At 69.7% G+C, this 17,461-nt stretch carries 15 protein-coding genes and 4 pseudogenes; 11 read left to right on the top strand and 8 right to left on the bottom strand.

The features are described 5' to 3' along the window. Positions 1-217 precede the first annotated feature (217 nt). A complete protein-coding gene (locus ACZ5DC_RS28335; RefSeq protein WP_468657267.1) occupies positions 218-1,078 on the top strand; it encodes a hypothetical protein in 861 nt (286 codons plus the stop codon). 200 nt (positions 1,079-1,278) lie between these two features. Here the strand turns inward: ACZ5DC_RS28335 and ACZ5DC_RS28330 are convergent. Further along, positions 1,279-1,441 (bottom strand): annotated as a pseudogene (locus ACZ5DC_RS28330) (type II toxin-antitoxin system PemK/MazF family toxin); the annotation flags it as partial. Between ACZ5DC_RS28330 and ACZ5DC_RS28325 the strand changes: the two are divergent. Further along, a pseudogene (locus ACZ5DC_RS28325) lies at positions 1,406-2,492 on the top strand (IS701 family transposase); the annotation flags it as partial. The pseudogenes ACZ5DC_RS28330 and ACZ5DC_RS28325 overlap by 36 nt on opposite strands. A 664-nt stretch (positions 2,493-3,156) precedes the next feature. Here the strand turns inward: ACZ5DC_RS28325 and ACZ5DC_RS28320 are convergent. Both ACZ5DC_RS28320 and ACZ5DC_RS28315 read right to left on the bottom strand, forming a co-directional pair. Further along, positions 3,157-3,641 (bottom strand): annotated as a pseudogene (locus ACZ5DC_RS28320) (DDE-type integrase/transposase/recombinase); the annotation flags it as partial. A gap of 617 nt (positions 3,642-4,258) precedes the next feature. After that, a pseudogene (locus ACZ5DC_RS28315) lies at positions 4,259-4,463 on the bottom strand (IS5/IS1182 family transposase); the annotation flags it as partial. Between the two features lie 999 nt (positions 4,464-5,462). On the opposite strand from ACZ5DC_RS28315, the gene ACZ5DC_RS28310 reads away from it, so the two are divergent. From ACZ5DC_RS28310 to ACZ5DC_RS28280, 7 genes are all read left to right on the top strand, one after another. After that, positions 5,463-5,915 carry a MarR family transcriptional regulator gene (locus ACZ5DC_RS28310; RefSeq protein WP_078611565.1) on the top strand — a complete coding sequence of 151 codons (453 nt, stop codon included), beginning with the start codon at positions 5,463-5,465 and terminating at the stop codon, positions 5,913-5,915. Beyond that, positions 5,912-6,223: a cyclic nucleotide-binding domain-containing protein gene (locus ACZ5DC_RS28305; protein ID WP_030741591.1), complete on the top strand. Its 312-nt coding sequence runs from the start codon at positions 5,912-5,914 to the stop codon at positions 6,221-6,223. The genes ACZ5DC_RS28310 and ACZ5DC_RS28305 overlap by 4 nt, the downstream gene beginning before the upstream one ends. A gap of 697 nt (positions 6,224-6,920) precedes the next feature. Next, complete coding sequence (locus ACZ5DC_RS28300) at positions 6,921-7,553, top strand: peptide deformylase (protein ID WP_468657265.1); 633 nt, start codon at positions 6,921-6,923, stop codon at positions 7,551-7,553. A gap of 358 nt (positions 7,554-7,911) precedes the next feature. Then, positions 7,912-8,340, top strand: coding sequence for an organic hydroperoxide resistance protein (locus ACZ5DC_RS28295; RefSeq protein WP_468657263.1), 429 nt, complete (start codon positions 7,912-7,914; stop codon positions 8,338-8,340). Positions 8,341-8,642: 302 nt separating this feature from the next. Next, a complete protein-coding gene (locus ACZ5DC_RS28290; protein WP_225814242.1) occupies positions 8,643-9,089 on the top strand; it encodes a VOC family protein in 447 nt (148 codons plus the stop codon). A gap of 102 nt (positions 9,090-9,191) precedes the next feature. Further along, complete coding sequence (locus tag ACZ5DC_RS28285) at positions 9,192-10,631, top strand: dihydrolipoyl dehydrogenase family protein (RefSeq protein ID WP_468657261.1); 1,440 nt, start codon at positions 9,192-9,194, stop codon at positions 10,629-10,631. Further along, entirely contained in the window at positions 10,628-11,230 is a 603-nt protein-coding gene (locus ACZ5DC_RS28280; protein ID WP_468657259.1) for a GPP34 family phosphoprotein, read from the top strand. Before ACZ5DC_RS28285 ends, ACZ5DC_RS28280 begins: the two co-directional genes overlap by 4 nt. 547 nt (positions 11,231-11,777) lie before the next feature. On the opposite strand, the gene ACZ5DC_RS28275 is transcribed toward ACZ5DC_RS28280, so the two are convergent. The 4 genes from ACZ5DC_RS28275 to ACZ5DC_RS28260 all read right to left on the bottom strand — a co-directional run bounded on the left by ACZ5DC_RS28275 (position 11,778) and on the right by ACZ5DC_RS28260 (position 14,632). Beyond that, positions 11,778-12,371, bottom strand: a complete 594-nt coding sequence (locus tag ACZ5DC_RS28275; protein WP_468657257.1) for a hypothetical protein — start codon at positions 12,369-12,371, stop codon at positions 11,778-11,780. A 281-nt stretch (positions 12,372-12,652) separates the two neighbouring features. Further along, a complete protein-coding gene (locus ACZ5DC_RS28270) occupies positions 12,653-13,417 on the bottom strand; it encodes an MBL fold metallo-hydrolase (protein ID WP_468657255.1) in 765 nt (254 codons plus the stop codon). A 37-nt stretch (positions 13,418-13,454) separates the two neighbouring features. Beyond that, positions 13,455-13,964, bottom strand: a complete 510-nt coding sequence (locus ACZ5DC_RS28265) for a cupin domain-containing protein (protein ID WP_468657253.1) — start codon at positions 13,962-13,964, stop codon at positions 13,455-13,457. A gap of 74 nt (positions 13,965-14,038) precedes the next feature. Then, complete coding sequence (locus ACZ5DC_RS28260) at positions 14,039-14,632, bottom strand: YbaB/EbfC family nucleoid-associated protein (protein ID WP_468657251.1); 594 nt, start codon at positions 14,630-14,632, stop codon at positions 14,039-14,041. Between the two features lie 301 nt (positions 14,633-14,933). On the opposite strand from ACZ5DC_RS28260, the gene ACZ5DC_RS28255 reads away from it, so the two are divergent. After that, positions 14,934-15,332: a 6-pyruvoyl trahydropterin synthase family protein gene (locus ACZ5DC_RS28255; RefSeq protein WP_225814250.1), complete on the top strand. Its 399-nt coding sequence runs from the start codon at positions 14,934-14,936 to the stop codon at positions 15,330-15,332. Between the two features lie 165 nt (positions 15,333-15,497). Here ACZ5DC_RS28255 and ACZ5DC_RS28250 read toward each other — a convergent pair whose 3' ends face one another. Then, the gene (locus ACZ5DC_RS28250) at positions 15,498-15,935 is read right to left on the bottom strand and encodes a cupin domain-containing protein (protein WP_468657249.1); all 438 of its coding nucleotides are present in this window, start codon (positions 15,933-15,935) and stop codon (positions 15,498-15,500) included. A 574-nt stretch (positions 15,936-16,509) separates the two neighbouring features. On the opposite strand from ACZ5DC_RS28250, the gene ACZ5DC_RS28245 reads away from it, so the two are divergent. Then, a complete protein-coding gene (locus ACZ5DC_RS28245) occupies positions 16,510-17,007 on the top strand; it encodes a sigma-70 family RNA polymerase sigma factor (RefSeq protein ID WP_468657247.1) in 498 nt (165 codons plus the stop codon). The last annotated feature ends 454 nt before the right edge of the window (positions 17,008-17,461 follow it).

Here is a 17,461-nt window from a genome sequence, read left to right as displayed (position 1 = left end):
CGGGGGGCTTCACCAGTCGTCGTCTGATCTCCCGTAGGGCATTCGTCCCCGCCGAACGGGACAGCGCGTCCGGCAACAAGCCCGTCAAGTCCGGGTCGACGAGGGAACCCACGTCATCCCACAGCAGGTCAGCCACCCCTCCACGCTGTCCGGGGCACCGATATCGAAAACGATTCACAGACTGTGAAACGATGGTTGGGCGGGGCAGTATGTGCGCATGAAGAAGCGCGTGCGAAGTGCGAGTCGCCCCACAAAACCGCTGGTCAAGCCACCTATGCGGGTCGGCTCCCTCGATGCTCCGGCCGTCGTCGGTGAACTACGCAAGATGCACGAGGACGCAGAAGACCCAGACGTGGAGCGCATGCCTGCCGATGACGAACTGTTCGGTGCGCTCGTGTATGCCGAGAAACACGTGCAGGCGTTGCGGGGACAGCCACCTGAAGTGCAGCGTGCCGCGGCGCTGAAGCGCGTGCAGCTCTGGGAGTACCTTCGTGAGCAGACCGAGATCCACCAGGCGCGAGCAGTGGACGACGCCCGTCGAGCGGGAGCCCAGTGGATCGAGTTGGCTCCCGCCTTGGCTGTCGGCGCACCGAACGCCGCTTACAACAAGGCGAAGCGACTGAAGGCCGTCCAGCTCATCGACGGAACGCCTCACGCCCAGCCCGTACGTCGGACGCCTGAGGCGGTCCTCGATGCTGAGCGGCGGATCGCCTTGGAGAAGGCTGCCGAGCGTCGCGCCCAGGAGGCGGCGCAGCGGCGGCATGAGCTGTTGGTCCCGGTGGCCACCCGTCTGTTGGAGCAACGCCTGTCCTTGCAGTGCGACGAGGACGCCGACTACTGGTTGGAGGAGATCGAGGCGGTACTCCCCCGCTGCCAGACTCCGCTGCAGATGGTGAGCCTCAACCGCTACCTGGACGCGGCCCTGCGGGCTCTGGCCAAGGTGGAGAAGCGGACGGGCCGTTCACCGGCATTGACCGAGGAGGCCCGGCTGGCTCTGGTCGCTGCTGTGGAACTACAGAAAGGATCGGGGACCAGTCACGAACCCGACTCCCCCGGTGCCGTGGCGCATCGCGCGTGAGTGTCGTTTCGTTCAGGGTCTCCGGCTATTACGCCGTAATAGTTGGAGACCCCCGAAGCCGAGCACGCCGACGCGGCGCTTAGTACTCCAGCCGTAGATCGTGATCTCGGTGGTGAGGGGCGCCGGGGCAGCAGGTGGCCAGCGTCGATCATCTCGCCCGAGATCGCCCACGCCGTCGCGGGCGTCGGGTCCTTCTTCGTCTACCCGAGTTCACCGGGACGGAGGGCATCCCTTATCTCGCTGAGCTTCACGGGGGGGCAGGACGGCTGCCCGCTCTATCAGGTCGTCCCGGGACACAGTGGTCAGCCACGTGCACGGGGTGAAGTCTGGACGCGGGAACGCGAGCCGCAGCACGCCTTCGAAGACGTGCGGGCCCACGTGGTGGAGTATCTGCGGGACGACCAGGCGGTTCTGGTGGTCGACGAGACCGGCGACGTGAAGTAGGGCACCGACACCGTCGGTGTCCAGCGCCAGTACACCGGCACCGCGGGCAGGATCGAGAACGCGCAGGTCGCCGTCTATCTCGTCTACGCCGGCCGCCTCGGACACGCCGCGGTAGACCGGGAGCTGTACGTTCCGCGTACCTGGACCTCGGACCCCGACCGCTGCCGGGCCGCCGGACTCGGTGACAAGACCGAATCCGCGACCAAACCGCAGCTTGCCGCCCGCACGGTCACCCGATTCCTGGACGCCGGCCACCGGGCCGCCTGGGTCGCGGGAGACGAGGTCTACGGCGGCAACCCGACGCTACGCGCCGCGCTGGAAGAACGCGGCACCGGCTACGTCCTCGCGGTGGCCAGCTCGCACGAAGTCACCTCAGGCGCCCGGAAGTTCCGCGCGGACACGCTGGCCAGGAAGGTGCCCAAGAGGGCGTGGCAGAAGCTGTCCGCAGGGAGCGGAGCCAAGGGCCACCGCTTCTACGACTGGGCCGTCATCGACCTCACCGACCTCCGTCCCGGGAGCCGGCAGTTGCTGATCCGCCGCCGCAACCGCAGTACCGGCGAACTCGCGTACTACCGCTGCTACTCGCGGGCCGCCGCAGTGCCGCTAACCACCCTGATGCACATCGTTGGATCAAGGTGGCGGGTCGAGGAGTTTTTCCAGTCCGGCAAGGGCCTGGCGGCCTTGGACGAGCACCAGGTCCTGCCGCTACCCGTCCTGGTCCCGCTGGGTCACCCGGGCCATGCTCGCGCACGCCTTCCTCGCCGCCGTCCGTGCGAACGAACCCGACCGCGATCCCGCACCAGACGCCCTCATACCGCTCACCTGCAACGAGATCCAACGGCTGTTCATCATGCTCGTCATCCGGCCCGCCTTTGACCCGGTCCACCGGCTCGACTGGTCCGACTGGCGACGTCGCCACCAGGCCCGATCCCAGACCAGCCGCTACCGGCGGCAAGCCGCTCGAACGTGAAGATCACGATTTACGGCTGGAGTATCAGCTGGGTCCTGCTGGCGATGCCTGGGCCCCGGATCAAGCCTCACGCCGACTGCGGGGCTGTTCCGACGCAGGGTACGGATCCGCCTGAGCACAGCACCTCTCGCTGAGCCTTGTGATGCTGTGGGTCCCTCGACGGTGGACCAGAGCCGCTCAGGCCCCAAGCACCACGTGATCGTGGACCGCCACGGCACCCCAAGAAGGGCGATGAATCTTTGGAGGCCACGCGGAGTCTCGGCCAGCTTGGCAGCCATCGCGCATGGCCCGGACCTGATCGAGGTCAACCGTCCGCCACCATCGAGGTCGTGGGCTGGTCGCAGCTCGGACGGTTCGACGCGTGTCGCGTTCCGGCAGGGCTCCACGCCGTACATCTGCCGTCGACCTATTACGGCGTAATAGCTTCGCCCCGCATGACGGGGCCCGAAGTTCGGCTTCGCGGAGGCCATCGTCGCTCGTTGAAGCGAGCCACGATGGCCGTGCGGCCGGTCTCACCCGGCGCGGGCCTGTGCCGCTGGGTCGCCTTCAAAGGGGGGGCGGCGAGGTGCAGTCCCAGCGAAGTGCAGTCCTTTGAGCTCAGCCCGCCCTCGGTATCGGCTCGGCTAACGTCTGGCTGATCCCTCCGCCGCCCTCCTAGGTGTCAGGTGTTCTTGGTATAGGCCCAGGCGTTGTCGGTCGGGACCCGTTCGACGGTGATGCCGTGGGCGGTGAACCAGGCCGCGCTCCGCGTGAGGAAGCCGGCGCAAGTGGCGGCGGTCTCGTCGGGCAGGTCTTCGGTGTGGGCCGGGCGGCTGTGGTCGTCCAGGACGGTGTGCAGGTAGGCGTATCCGGCGCCGTTGCGGCGGTCCTTGTCCGGGCTGCCGGCTGCGCGGCTGAGGACCTTGTGGCCGCCGCCGTCGGGGATGCGGCCGAGTTTCTTGACGTTGATGTGGATCGGTTCGCCGGTGGCCCGGTCGCAGGCGGCCAGGACGGGCAGGCGGTTCCGGACGAGGATGCGTGGGCGGTCGAAGCGGCGATACCGGCACGGGCGGCCAGCCGCACCGGACCGATCCGGTGCTCGCATCGCAGCCGGACGACCTGTTCTTCCACGGCGGCCGGGGTCTGCCGCGGCGATCGAAGCGTCCGGGACAGCACACGGGCTCTAGGTTGGCTGACATGAGTGTGTGGGTGGAGTTGTCGATATGCCGGACCGGCCGAGCTGAAGGCTGCGGTCCGTCCTGGTGACGGTGGCCGTCGGATCGGCTCGGCGGTTGCCTTCGATAGCTGGACCACTGAGCAGTCGGCAGTGGAGCTGACCGAACCGTCCACCCACGTGGTCGGCGCGGACGGTGTGCTCCGGCTGGCGCCGCGGTTGGCGGGGAGCTTGTCGTAGCGTGTGACGACAGCGCGGTTTCTCTTGAGGCGGTTGATGCGACACTCGACCGTGTGGCGTCCGCGGTAGTGGGCCGGGTCGAAGGGCGGCGGCCAGCTGCCGGGGGAGCCGAGCTACTGGCGTTTTCGTGTCTGGTCGGCCTTGTCTCCTTGGCAGCCCGGACCCGATCAGGGCGGACGCTTGGGCGGCCCGGCCAGATCAAAGGCGCGCGAACCTTCGCCAGTACAGGCGCATGCACCCGTCGTACGAGCGACCCACCCATGATCACGAGGCTCGATGAACACGCCGCCTGGTGGTCAGGCTCCGCTTCCGTCCGGCCCGCCTGCGGTGGCGGACGGACAGGCCGGTGACCAGTAGCCGTCATCAGCGATCACGGCCGGGCGGATGCCGCCACCAGGCGGGTGTCGGCGGCGACGATGACCTGCACACGCGCCGAGAATCGGTAGTTGCGTGAGGAGGCTGCGACCTTACGGTCACCGGCCGGCGGTGGCAGGTGAGCAGCCGATGAGTGGCGCCTGCTGCCGGATGGTGAGGTTCACGCGGTAGTACACCGCGACCAGCAGCACTTGCGCGGCCAGGCAGCTCGCGCAACCTGCTGATCCCAGACCATGTCAACCCGCTCGCGAGCGTTGGACCACTTCCCACGCGGGCTATTACGCCGTAATAGGTCACCGGCAGAACTGGCGCTCGCCGGCGGGGTCTACGGCAGCTGGATCACCCAGGAGCACGGACCCCGCTGGGGCTGGACTACCGGCCCCCTTTCGTCGCCCGCCGGCCCAACGTGGCTCTGCTGCCTGGGCGTGCGCCCCTTCCGGTGAGGCGAGCCGCTCAGCCTCGGTCGCGTGGGTGGATTCGGTGTCCCCACCTGGAGGCCTGAGGTGTCGTCAACCGCTGCCAGACGGTGGAAGGTGACCGGATTTTGATGAACGTGGCTGAGCCAGGTGGGGGGCTGATGGAGACACACGCGCGCCTGATCGTGCCCGTAGCGGTACGTCGTGGCTGACTTTCTGTGGTGCGGGAGCAGTGGGGGAGAGGGGAGTGCGCGATCGGTGACAGTGCCTGCGTGCACGGGCCCGAGCCGAGTCCGGGAACCCCGTACGGCGCTGGGTTTAAGTAAAGAGAGCAACACCTCTGGAAAGGGCTCTGACCTGCGGAAACAGTGGTCCGGACCCAGACCGTGTGAACTGCCAGGCAGTTCCTGTGACAGCAGAGGCGGATCCGTGGAACCGAGTGCCCAGTTCCACGGATCGTGGCAGTCAGTTCCCCTGAACCGCTACCACGGCTGAGGGAACCGCCAGGCAGTTCCGAGGGACTGCCAAGCAGTTCTCAGGAACTGCCACCACGTCCACAGGAACTGAGTACCGCTGTTCTACAGCAGCGGTAGATTGACGTCACGTACATCTCTCACGCAGGTGCAGCCGGTGTCGAGGAGTTCGCGAAGTGATCCGTGACGACAGACGACACGGCCGACAGGCGGAGTTGATTGACTTCCTGCTCATGTACGTTAGGTTCATGAGGGCGGCTCGAAGGCCGCTCTCAAGGAACGGTGCGGCAATGACCCATGCACGGAGGGCCTGTTGGGAGCAGCACGCAGACTGGTGGATGCCGACACGGGCGAGCCAGTCCTCTATGCGCCATACGCCTTCTCCGGCAGGCACACCCAGGTAGACAAGGCCAGGGTCGAGGCGATCACGGAGTCGAAGGCGTTCACGCCCAGCCAGAAGTTCCTGGTCCTCTGGTGGATCGGCGTCTCTCCGGAAGGGATGGAGCCGTTGAGGGCCACGGGAGCCGACATCGCCAAACGGGTGGGCATGTCGACCGACGCCGTGGGGAAAATCAATAGGAAGCTGACCAAGCACCGCATCCTGGTAGTGCGTGGACGTATCGGAAATTACAACCTTTACCGCATCAGTCCTTACATCGCTTTCCATGGCACAGGCTTGGAACAGCGTGAAGCGGTGAAATCATGTAATCCACCAGACATCCCCGGCTTCGACGAGAACACGCCAGCACGGTGGGAGGCAAAGTGACCAGCGACGACAGGCAGCAAAACCTCAGGCTGCTGGAGGCCACGGCCGGCATGACCGCCAACCAGCGCCTCGTCGTCATGCTCTACGCTCTGCACCCGACTGATCGCTCAGGCGCCGTCCTGGAAACCGCCGCCCAGCTGGCCAAGCTGGTCGGCATGGCGCCGCCCGTCTTCTCCAGAACGCGCAAGCAGGTCATCGAACTCGGTTGGCTGGAGCAGACGGAGAAGATCGGTCACATCAAGTACTACCGGTTGACCCCAGGGCAGATGGGGGAGCGGGTCGTGGTCCCGTTCCGCCGCGCCACCTGAGGCGCTCTCCGGATCGATCTGAGGCGGTCCGCGGATCGCGCCAGATGTACGTCACGTCAATGAGGTGCGATCCGTAGGACGCCTTTGACTGTCGTCCTGGCAAGAGGCTGGTCCTATGCCGGTCCCTTTGTGGGCTGCTTGAAGGTCCAGTGTCAGTCCCTGTCGGTCCCTTGACGGTCCAGTGTCAGTCCCTTGTCGGTCCCTTGTCGGCTCCTCTCTGGTTCTTGGCCGGGCCGACGTCGCGGGCTGACTCGCTTCCGAGGGGGAGGGGCGCTCGGTCCCTGGGTGGAATCCCTCATGCGTATCAGTCGGGCATATCCACCCATAACGGCCCCGCTTTCGAACAGTTCGATTCTTCGCTCAGAACGATTCTCCCGTAGACGCCCCCGAAGCGCCCAGGACGATTTCGCGTGGAGAACGGCCCCACAGCGGCCTTCAGGCAGGGCTCTGCCGGGGCGCGGACACTGTTTTCCGCCTCTGCGTCGACGGTCCCGTCCTCGCCCAGCGTGATCGCACGCCGCTTGCCCGCCGCCTCCATGCTGCTCCGCGGTCTGTATGCACCTCGGCACACATGTGTTTCGAGACGCCGAGGCGGCGGCTGTTCGGGATACGTGTCTCTATACTGACGTCGCGGCCCATCCCGTACGCCGGAGAACGCGCATGTGTCGCTTCCTGAAGTCGTCCGAAAAGGTGAGACGTGGAGAACCGTGAACTTGCCGACAGGGTCGCCCAGCTCCTCGGGGAGCCGGGCCCTCTCGGCATCGTCCAGGCCGGTGATCCCGTCCTCCGGCAGAAGACGGCTTCCTACGACGGGCAGCTCGGCGACGACGTACTGCGGCAGCTCATCGGCAGGATGCGCGAGACGATGGAGAAGACCCACAACGCCGTCGGTCTCGCCGCGCCCCAGGTCGGACTTCCGCTGCGGCTCGCGGTGCTGGCTACGCCCGAGGGGCTCACCGCCCGGCTGGTCGCCAGCGGGCAGGAGCCCGTGCCGTTCACCGTGTTGATCAATCCTTCCTACGAGCCTGCGGGCGGACCGCAGACGATGAGCTTCGAGGGGTGTCTGAGCGTGTCCGGCTGGCAGGCCGTGGTCGCTCGCCCCGACCGGATCACCCTGACCCGCGAGGACGAGACGGGCCGGCGCCTCATGGAGGAGCACGCGGGGCTCGGAGCGCGGATCGTGCAGCATGAGACCGACCACCTCGACGGGGTGCTCTACCTCGACCGCGCCGAACTGCGTTCCCTGTCCACGACGGAGCAGGTGGTGAAGCGGTGGGGCCCCGCGGGATTGGCGGCCACCGCCGAGCAACTGGGCTTCCGGCTGCTCTGACCAGCCACCCTCGAACGACGGCACGTGCACACGTGTGACTTGAGAGACGGAACACGTGTGGCGAAACCGGTGCGGACGCTCCCTTGCGGCCGATGCCTGTGAGGCACGTGTCGATCGAACACCCTGGTGTGCCTGGGGCCTGCCGCAGCAGTGACAGCGGGGCGACGCGGCGTGTGCATCCGTGGCGGCAGAGCGGTGACGGGCGAGCCGTCGGTGGACCCCTCAACGATGTAAGTCACCGCCTTGACTGGTGACGCATGGCCCTGCCATGATTGCGTCACCACCCCAACCGGTGACAGGACAGGTGTCCGGCCGGAGGTGCCCGCACACCACTCGTTCCAGATCGGGAGCAGCAGCCATGGCAGTCAGCTACACCGCCGTCGTCGACGTCGACGGAGAGGGCCGCAACGGCGGCCACGTCCGCTCCTCCGACGGCCTGCTCCAGACCAGCCTCGCCCTGCCCAGCGAACTGGGCGGCGCCGGCACCGCGACCAACCCCGAACAGCTCCTGGCCGCCGGCTGGGCGGCCTGCTTCCTCGGCGCCCTGCGCCGCGCCGCCACCACCCGCAAGATCCGCCTGACCAGCACCACCATCACCGCCGAGATCACCCTCACCCACGGCGACGACGGCGAGTTCACCCTCTCCGCCGTCCTCAACCCCGTCCTCGGCGGCGTCGACCAGAGCACCGCCGAGGAACTCGCCCACGCCGCCCACCAGATCTGCCCGTACTCCAAGGCCACCCGCGACAACATCCCCGTCACCATCAACGCCACCGCCGCCGCCTGACACCCACACACCCACCAGACCGCGGGTCCCGTGCCCCTTCCCCCCGCACGGGACCCGCTTCGCCCCCGACCACGACGGCGTGACACGGCACACGTGACCGCGTCGAGCCGGGGGCCGGGACACCTCGGCCGGCCAGGCGGCTTAGGACGTCGGCTCACCGGGCCGCACCGAACACACCGTCAGGTGACTGAGGCGGGCATGCCGTTCCCGGGCGACAGTGAGCACGGAGACGGCGAATGCCGGCACGTCGACACGTGGCCCGCAGACCCACCACCACATTCGAACCGAAAGCGAGATACCCCATGGACATGAAGCTCGAAGTCGTCATCCTTCCCGTCTCCGACGTGGACCGCGCCAAGGGCTTCTACGTGGAGCAGTTGGGCTGGCGCCTGGACGCCGACTTCCCGATCCACGACGGTTACCGGATCGTGCAGGTGACGCCGCCCGGTTCCGAGTGCTCGATCATCTTCGGCGAGGGTCTCACCGAGCAGCCGGCGGGCACGCTGCACGGCCTCCAGCTGACCGTCACGGACATCGTCAAGGCCCAGGAGGAGCTGACCGGCCGCGGTGTGGAGGTCACCGGGCCGTTCCGTGACGAGACCGGCGCCTTCCACCACGCCGGTGACTCCCACCGGGTCCCGGGCCTCCACCCGGAGCGGGCCAGCTACGGCACCTTCGCCGCCTTCAAGGACCTCGACGGCAACGAGTGGTTCCTCCAGGAGGTCACCGAGCGCGCGCCCGGCCGCTGAGACCAGGTCCCGGCGCGGCCGACACCCCCGCCGCGCCGGGACCGCCCGTGTGTTCGGGCACCACGACACCCACCCGACCGGCACCCATCCACCGGAGGACACATGCCGACCGAGAACATCCGGACCTACGACGTCATCGTGATCGGCGCGGGCCCGGTCGGCGAGAACGTAGCGGACCGCACCGTCGCCGCCGGGCTGAGCACCGTGCTCGTCGAGAGTGAACTGGCCGGTGGCGAATGCTCGTACTGGGCCTGCGAGCCCAGCAAGGCGCTGCTGCGCCCCGCGTTGCTGCGCGCGGACGCCACACACGTTCCGGGGCTCGACCCGGCCGTGAAGAACCCGCTGGACGTCGAGGCCGTCCTGGCACACCGCGATCGCATGTCCGCCGACTGGAAGGACGACGGGCAGGTCGAGTGGATCAAGTCGGCCGGCATCGACCTGCTGCGTGGCCACGGACGCCTGGAAGGGGTCCGTGAGGTGTCGGTGCGGACACCCGAGGGCGACACCGTCCGGCTCCGGGCCCGGCACGCCGTCGCGGTGTGCACCGGCAGCCGCGCGGCCCTGCCCGACCTGCCCGGGATCGACACGCTCCGGCCCTGGACCAGCCGGGAGGCGACCAGCGCCCAGCGGGCGCCGGGGCGCCTGGTGATCGTGGGCGCCGGTGTGGTGGGCGTCGAGATGGCCACCGCCTGGCAGGCCCTGGGCAGCCGGGTGACCCTGCTCGCCCGCGAAGACGGGCTGCTGCCGCGCATGGAGCCCTTCGCGGGCGAACTGGTCACCGAGCGTCTGCGCGAGGCCGGTGCGGACGTACGGTTCGACGTCTCGGTCGTCGCCGCGCGACGGCTGGGCGACGGCGAGGTGCGGGTCACACTGTCGGACGGGGACGAACTCACCGCCGACGAGATCCTCTTCGCCACGGGCCGCGCTCCGCGTTCCGAGGACATCGGGCTCGGCACCGTGGGGCTCACCCCGGGCGACTGGATACCCACCGACGACAGCCTGACCGTCACCGCCGTCCCCGGGAACTGGCTGTATGCCGTGGGCGACGTCAACCGGCGGGCGCTCTTCACCCATCAGGGCAAGTACCAGGCCCGTATCGCCGGAGCCGTGATCGCCGCCCGTGCCCGGGGCGAGGAACTCGACACCGGCCGCTGGGCCCCGCACAGCAGCACGGCCGACCTCGAGGCCGTTCCCGGCGTCGTCTTCACCGATCCGGAGGTCGCCTCCGTCGGTCTGACCGCGGATCAGGCCGAGCGTGCCGGCCGTGCCGTCGACGTCGTCGACTACGAGATCGGCCACCTCGCGGGCGCCGTGCAGTACCGCCCCGACTACCGGGGCCGGGCCCGTGTCCTCATCGACCGTGACCGCCACGTCGTCGTCGGCGCCACGTTCGTCGGGCCGGGCGTCGGTGAGCTGCTGTACTCGGCCACCGTCGCCATCACCGGGGAGGTGCCCGTCGAGCGCCTGTGGCATGCGGTACCCGCCTTCCCCACCATCAGCGAAGTGTGGCTGCGCCTGCTGGAGACGTGGAGGGACTCATGACCACCGCACAGGACCTCATGCTCGTCGTCCTGGGGCTGCTGCCCGAGCAGCCCGTGGAGCAGGGCGACCTGTCCCTCGCGCTGGCGGGGGCCGAGGCGGTCGATCTGCTGGAGAGCGGGGCGCTGACCCTGGACGGCGAACGCATGGTGCCCGGTCCGCGGGTGGCGACGGGTGACCGTCTGCTGGACCAGGCGGCCGCCTCGCTCGCCGGGCATGAGCCGCACGAGACGGTCGAGGACTGGCTGTGGCGCCGCGGCCGGGAACTCGCCGCGGCCTATGTCGACGACCTGGACCGGGCCGGGCTCTTCGTCCACCCGCGGCGCCACGGCTTCCACCTGTGGTCGGGGCGGACCGTGCCGGCGGACTCGCCGGAGCGGGCGCGTGCCGAGGAGCGCCGGGAGTCCGGCGAGCCCGTCCTCGGGGCTCTGCTGGCAGCCGTGGGGATCGGCGCGGGCCCATCGGCAGACGACGGGAGCGCGACCGGGGACGCGGTCACGACGGTGCTGGCCGCCGTGGGGGACGCGGTGACGAGCCTGGAGGCGCTGCGGCTGCGCAGGGACGTCGAGAACGCCGCGTTCGACAACATGTGGCGGGGCTAGGGTCCTTCGTTCGGATCAGGCCGGATAAGGGCGCGGCATCAGGGTCCGCGAGCCCGGCATGATCCGGACGAAAAGCCCTGGGGACGGCCTGCGGCCGGATGGGTACGGCGGCGGGGGAGCGGGCCGTGACACCCATGAGCGAACCGACACCCATGAGCGAACCGAACGGATTGACCGCGTTGACGTGGGGGCGCGGCCGGCGGTCCGGGTCGCGCGCGGCGCCTGTGGTCGCCGAGGGCCCGCCGGTCCGTCTGACACGGGGGCGGATCCGGGTGAACCTTTCGGCCCCGCCCGTCCGTGGACACAGGGAGGGCGGAGAGAGCCGGGCGGGTCGCCCGCCGGCAGGGACCCGAGGGGAGACGCGCTTGTGGGGACCGGCGCCGAGTTGTCCGGCGGGGGTCGCGCGACGGGGCGCCGCACCGTCGGCCGAGCCCTTGCCGCACCGCCCGGAAGTGGCTCACCCGTCCCGTGGGGCGAGGCCCACCGCACCGGACACGTACCGGTGTCCGGTGGCGGGACCACCGCCGACGGGACGGGCGCACAGGTGTCAGTCGGCGGACTCCGTCGCGGCCGAGGCCGGCTTCACCGTCGTGGCGGACGCCGGCTTCACCAGGGTGTACATGACGGAACGCTGCTGCTTGTGACGCCGGATGCGGCCCTTGGCGACCAGGGCTTCCAGGGTGTTCCGGACCACCTGCGGGGTGGGGTTGCGGTCCGGGTGCTTCTCGAGCAGCTCGTCCCGCAGCTCCTTGGCCAGGCGCGGCTCGTCGTAGCCGGCGAGCAGTTCCGTCAGCAGGTCGCCGAGCAGAGGCCGGTGCGACTTCCCCTTCGCACCGGCCTTCGCCGCCCTGCCCTTGGTCGCGGTCCTGATCGACGCCGAACGCCGCGAAGCGGTTCCGGAGACCGGCTTCGCCTTCGCGAGGACCGGCTCGTCCTGCAACTGCTCGGGCAGACGTGACGGGTCGGCGAAGCCCTCGTACCGCTCGGCGAGGTTCAGGATGTCCGCCAGGAGGGCCTCCTCCTGCTTCAACGCCCTGATCCTCTCCTCCAGCTCCTGCTGTCGCCGGCGGTTCTCCTCCAGGTCCGATGCGGCTTGTTCCACGTACCGCGACCGGAGCGTGGCGGCTGATTGGCTGGTCACAACCGTTCACTCCCTCGATATGGATGACGTTGCGCATGGTACCCACGCCGAGGGTCCCGTGCAGATAAGTGTCGACGCCAGACGGTTCGCCGGGCATGTTCACTCTTCACGATAAGCGCGATGCGCCCGATGCACGTGGCAAGTGCCGGCTTTTCACACGGCTTCCGGGACGTGACAGCCACCCGCACGAGGTTCCCCTCGAACAGACTGCCCGGTGCGTGTGTCGTCGAACCCTCTGCGCACCGGTGGGACGGGAAGCACCCGCCCCACCGGTCCCGAGGTCACATCGCCGCGCGTTCGCGGGCGATGAGTGCGGCCGCACCGGCCGGACCGTGGTGCACGGGTCCGTGGCCCGGCAGGACGGTGTCCGCGTCGATCCCCTCCAACACCGCGAGGGACTCAAGAGCCCTGGTGCGGTCGGTGTGGAACATGTCGGGCAGCAGTTGCGGTCCGCTGACGCGTGACGTGGGGTGCGCCGTCACCAGCGCGTCACCGCTGACCAGGATGCCCCTGCCGGGCAGGTGGTACGCGCAGTGCCCCTTGGTGTGACCGGGGGTGTGCACGGGCACGGGGGCGCCGGGCAGGTCCAGGGCTCCCGGCGCGGGGAAGGCCCGCGGCTCGCGGACCGGAACATGGCTGGTGCCGCCCGCGCGCAGGGCGTGCACGGCCCACGGGAGCACGCCGGGCCGCCACGCCTGGCCGAGCACCTGTCCGACCGAGACCTGGTCGAGGAAGTCGCGGCGGGCGTGCGGCACCTCGTCCCCGTGCATGAGGACGGGCACGCCGTGCGCGGAGCGCAGGTGTTCGGCCGCACCGATGTGGTCGTTGTGCGCGTGCGTGACCAGGACGGCCGCCACCGATCGCGGGTTCAGCCCGACCGCCCGCAGCGAGGCGAGCACGGCGTCGCGGTCGCCGGGGTAGCCGGTGTCGATCAGGGTGCAGCTGTCGCCGTCCTTGACGATCACCCAGTTGGTGTTGCTTCCGGTCACCGTGTAGACGTCGTCCTGGACCCGGACGATGTCGTCGTCGCGCAGGATTGCCGGCATGGCCGTATGACTCCTCGATGGAAAGGGCGGGGGACCGTTACCGACCGTTGCTCGGGAGGTCGGCCGGGGTGGCTCCGGGCGGGCCCAGGATGATGTCGCCGAACTCCTCGGTGACGGCCTGGAACAGGCCCATGTCCCACTCGGTCTCGGTGGTGGCGAGGTGTGCGGGAGTGCCGGTGCGGCTGATGAGTTCCGCGAACCTGGCGGGGGAGGTGATGGCCAGGGTGCGTGCGCCGTCGTCACCCGCCTTGATGGTGTGCGGTGTGTTCATCTTGATGGCGTAGAAGTCCCCGGAGTGCAGCGTGAACGTGTCCGGGCCCGCCCAGACCGTCAGGGAGCCGGAGACGACCCAGATGCGCTCCTCGTAGCCGGTGTGCACGTGCAGCGGGGTCCCGGCGCCCGGGGGAAGCGTGACGTCGGAAACGTCGTGCCGGCCCTCGGTCTCGTCCGCGGAGGTGAGGACGGACAGGCGCAGGTGCCGGCCGAGGACGAACTGGCGGTCCTGGGAGACCGGCGGCGGGGAGGGGAAGTCGTCCACGTTGCTCACAGCTGTGACTCCTTGTATCGGATGACGAAGGTTCGGGAGGATACGTGCGCCGGTAGGCGGTGACGGTCCGCCGGTCAGCGCCGGCCCGCGGGCGAGGGCGTGTCCCACGCGTCGCACACGGCATCCCGCAATGCCCTGACGGCCTCGTACAGCTCCGACGGCAGGGGGGTGTGCGGCACGGCGGACGGCGTGCCGGGGCGGCCCCACAACGGCCTGGCCCACGCGGACTCGTGAACCGGGCCGGGGCCGACCGCCGCCGTGCGGGCCTCGTGGACCAGGCGGCGCCAAGACACGGACGGTGCCTCACGGATCGCCTCCGGCCCGAGCGGTGCGTCCCCGCCCGGGCCTTCCAGGGCCGCGGGCAGACGGATGTTCGCGGCCGTCAGCACGGCGACGGCGCGGGCCGCGAACTCGGTGCGGGCCGTCGTCAGGGCCTCCATGACGCTGTCGCCCAGCTGGGGGCCGGCCAGCTCCCGAAAGCGTCGGCTGACGAAGTGGACCCCGGCTGCGCGCCCGTCGGCACCCACGGTGACCTCCACGACGCCGTCCTTGGAGCACGCCGTCACCGACAGCGCCCTCATCTGCTCCCGGGCCCTGGTCAGCGCACCGTACTGCTCGGCGAAGTCGGCAAGGATCTTCTCCAGGCGGCTCCCCGGTGGCCTGTCCATCGTCCTCCTCTGCCGGTGAAACCGCGCACGGGCGGCATACCTCGAAGCGGCCGGACGGCCGCGTCCGCCGCGGACACGTTCCGGGCCGTTCCCGTGTCCGGGCCAGGCGGTCTTCGAGGGCGGAGCCGGGCCGGTGGTGCCTTCGGACACATGATGGACACGAGACGACGACGCACTTGGTTCACATGCCGGGGAAACCGGAAACGTCTTTCACTGGTCGGCGGCCAGGTATGGAAACATCTCCGTCACAGGTGCGCCAGGTGTCTTGTCGCGCCGGTTCGTGGCCCCCCTTGGAGGACTCTTGTTCAGCATCACCGTACGTGACCACATGATGGTCGCCCACAGTTTCCGGGGTGAGGTCTTCGGGCCCGCCCAGCGGCTGCACGGTGCGACGTTCGTCGTGGACGCGACGTTCCGTCGCCCCGACCTCGACGACGACAACATCGTCGTCGACATCGGTCTCGCCACCGCGGAACTCGGCAAGGTGCTCGGTGCGCTCAACTACCGCAACCTCGACGACGAGGAGGACTTCCGGCAGATCAACACGTCGACGGAGTACCTCGCCAAGGTGATCGCCGACCGGCTGGTGGAGCGGATCCAGGCGGGAGCACTGGGGGAGGGCGCCCGGGGGATCCGCGAGGTGGCCGTGACGTTGCACGAGTCGCACATCGCGTGGGCGTCGTACGAGCGGCGCGTGTGATCGAGGAGTGAGGGCGCCGGCCCGCCACGGGGAGTCGGTGGCCTCGTGGCCGGCCGGACCGGTCGGTGGCCGAGCCGGCCCCCGGCCTCCTCGTACGGCGAGACCGCCACGGCGTGCTGCCGCGGCGGTCTCTTCGTGCACCCGTGAGCGGGGCGGGGGCGGCGCCTACTGGAAGTCGCACCCCGGGTTGGGGGCGTCCTCGGACAGCGGGGCGCCGTACGGCAGGACGTAGAGCACGTCGAGGACGACGTCGGTCGTGCCGAGGTTGCGGCCGATGTGCACGTGGCCGGCGCCGGACGGCTCCGTGATGCCGCTGCCGGCGCGGTACACGCCGTCGGAGGCGCAGTCGGAGGCGAAGTGGCTCAGGGTGCCGTGCTGGACGAGGCCGTAGACGGTTCCGTCGTGGTAGTGCCAGCCCGTGCTCTGGCCCGGGGGGATGGTGATCTGCCGGAGGACGTAGTCCTTCCCGCCGAACGTCGTCTGGGAGATGACCGTGCCCTTCACGCCGGGACCGGCCGGTGTGGCGAACGCGGTGCCCGTGCCGAGGGAGAGACCGACGGCCGCGGCCAGAGTCACTCCCAGGCGCAGCAGGTTCTTGCGCATGTGGGTCAAACCTTTCAGGTGGATCCGCAGCGCCGGCAGGGGCCGGTATGGCCGGTAGGGCCGGCGCGCCGGCTCGCTGGAACACGCGTTGACGGGCGCTGTCGGCACAGGTGGCCCCGGGGGTCCGTATCGTGCCCGCGCGCGTCGCGTGTGGAGCCGACGGTGTCACACCTGTGGCGGGAGCCGCCCGGGCCACCACATTCCCCACCCGATTGCCCCACGACAATCACACGTGTTTACCTTGGGAGCCGTACCGTCCCGCGAGTCAAGGCGGCGTGACACACGTGACATATAACTCACCGGTCGTACATGTTTAGAGTCTGTTAAGAGCGGGAACGACCCGGCGGACCGGGAAACTGCCTGGTGAGAAGGGGTGCTCCCACTCGCCCCGGGCGGCGTGCGCGCACGTGTGCCGGTCGGACGGGGGCCCGGCACCGCGACGGCACAAATGCAGCAGATTTCTGGCACTCGCCGCTGCCTACAGTGCGAAAGCGGGGGTTACATCCGGCCCCCGGTCGCCGCACAACAGAGAACCAGGATGGTTCAGAACACTATGGCTACGCCCCTCACGGCTATGTCCCGGTCCGACCTGCTCGGCACGATCACGAGGGAACACCGCGACGGCCTCGTCTCGTACGCCGAGAAGATGCTGGGTGACCACGGACTGGCCGAGGACATCGTCCAGGAGACCATCATCCGGGCCTGGCGGAACATCGACCGCCTGGTGGGCATGGAGGGATCGGTCCGCGGCTGGCTCTTCACCGTGACGCGGCACCTGGTCATCGACTGGGTGCGCAAACCCCACGCCCGGAGGGAAGTCATCGGAGACAACTACAACGACCCCGTGTCGGGCACCGACGGCACCGAGGCGGTGCACGACGCCCTGGTGGTCAAGCCGCTGCTGCGCCGGCTGTCTCCCGAGCACCGGGCCGTGCTGGTCCACATCTACCTGTGTGACCGCACCATCCAGGAAACCGCCGGCATCCTCGGCGTGCCGGCCGGCACGGTCAAGAGCCGCCAGCACAACGCCCTGCGCAAGCTGCGCGCCGTCGTACGGCCGGAGGCCGCTTAGACATCGTTGTCTTCGCGTCGGGACCGCCGCCGGAGCCGCGAGGTCCCGGCGGGGAGGGGGCGCGTGGGAACACACGGCGGGCCGGGCGAGGACCCCGCCGGAACCCACCCTGCGACGGCCTCGGACACCGCGCGACCGTCGCCGCGGTGGTGCCGCCCGGCCCTGAGAGGGCGTCGGCGCCGGGCGGCCTCCGCGCCCGCGGGCCGGGGCTCCGGCACCACGCGCCGGTCCTGGCGTGTGCGGGGTGCGCGACGCGGGCCCTCGGTTCGCCGGGACCTGTATCCGGCCGGGCGCAGGATGCAGAGTGGTGCGGTTCCGTCCGACGAGGCGTGGGCGGACGCGGCGCGCTGGGTTCCCGGAGGGCGGTCCGCCGCCTGAGCGGGCAGCACCCCCCGGCCCGGGTCGGGGGCGCCGGGGACGCCTCCACCGTGGACGTCGCGCGGCGGACCGGCCC

This window comes from Streptomyces sp. NPDC031445, from assembly GCF_055581365.1.
Note: the sequence above shows the minus strand (reverse complement) of the source record. Positions and strands in the feature narration are given on the sequence as shown.

Bases quoted from the DNA above. Each gene is read 5' to 3' on its own strand.
- ACZ5DC_RS28335 (WP_468657267.1), top strand. From the start codon at position 218: ATGAAGAAGCGCGTGCGAAGTGCGAGTCGCCCCACAAAACCGCTGGTC.
- ACZ5DC_RS28295 (WP_468657263.1), top strand. From the start codon at position 7,912: ATGGCAGTCAGCTACACCGCCGTCGTCGACGTCGACGGAGAGGGCCGC.
- ACZ5DC_RS28290 (WP_225814242.1), top strand. From the start codon at position 8,643: ATGGACATGAAGCTCGAAGTCGTCATCCTTCCCGTCTCCGACGTGGAC.
- ACZ5DC_RS28285 (WP_468657261.1), top strand. From the start codon at position 9,192: ATGCCGACCGAGAACATCCGGACCTACGACGTCATCGTGATCGGCGCG.
- ACZ5DC_RS28280 (WP_468657259.1), top strand. From the start codon at position 10,628: ATGACCACCGCACAGGACCTCATGCTCGTCGTCCTGGGGCTGCTGCCC.
- ACZ5DC_RS28270 (WP_468657255.1), bottom strand. From the start codon at position 13,417: ATGCCGGCAATCCTGCGCGACGACGACATCGTCCGGGTCCAGGACGAC.
- ACZ5DC_RS28260 (WP_468657251.1), bottom strand. From the start codon at position 14,632: ATGGACAGGCCACCGGGGAGCCGCCTGGAGAAGATCCTTGCCGACTTC.
- ACZ5DC_RS28250 (WP_468657249.1), bottom strand. From the start codon at position 15,935: ATGCGCAAGAACCTGCTGCGCCTGGGAGTGACTCTGGCCGCGGCCGTC.
- ACZ5DC_RS28245 (WP_468657247.1), top strand. From the start codon at position 16,510: ATGTCCCGGTCCGACCTGCTCGGCACGATCACGAGGGAACACCGCGAC.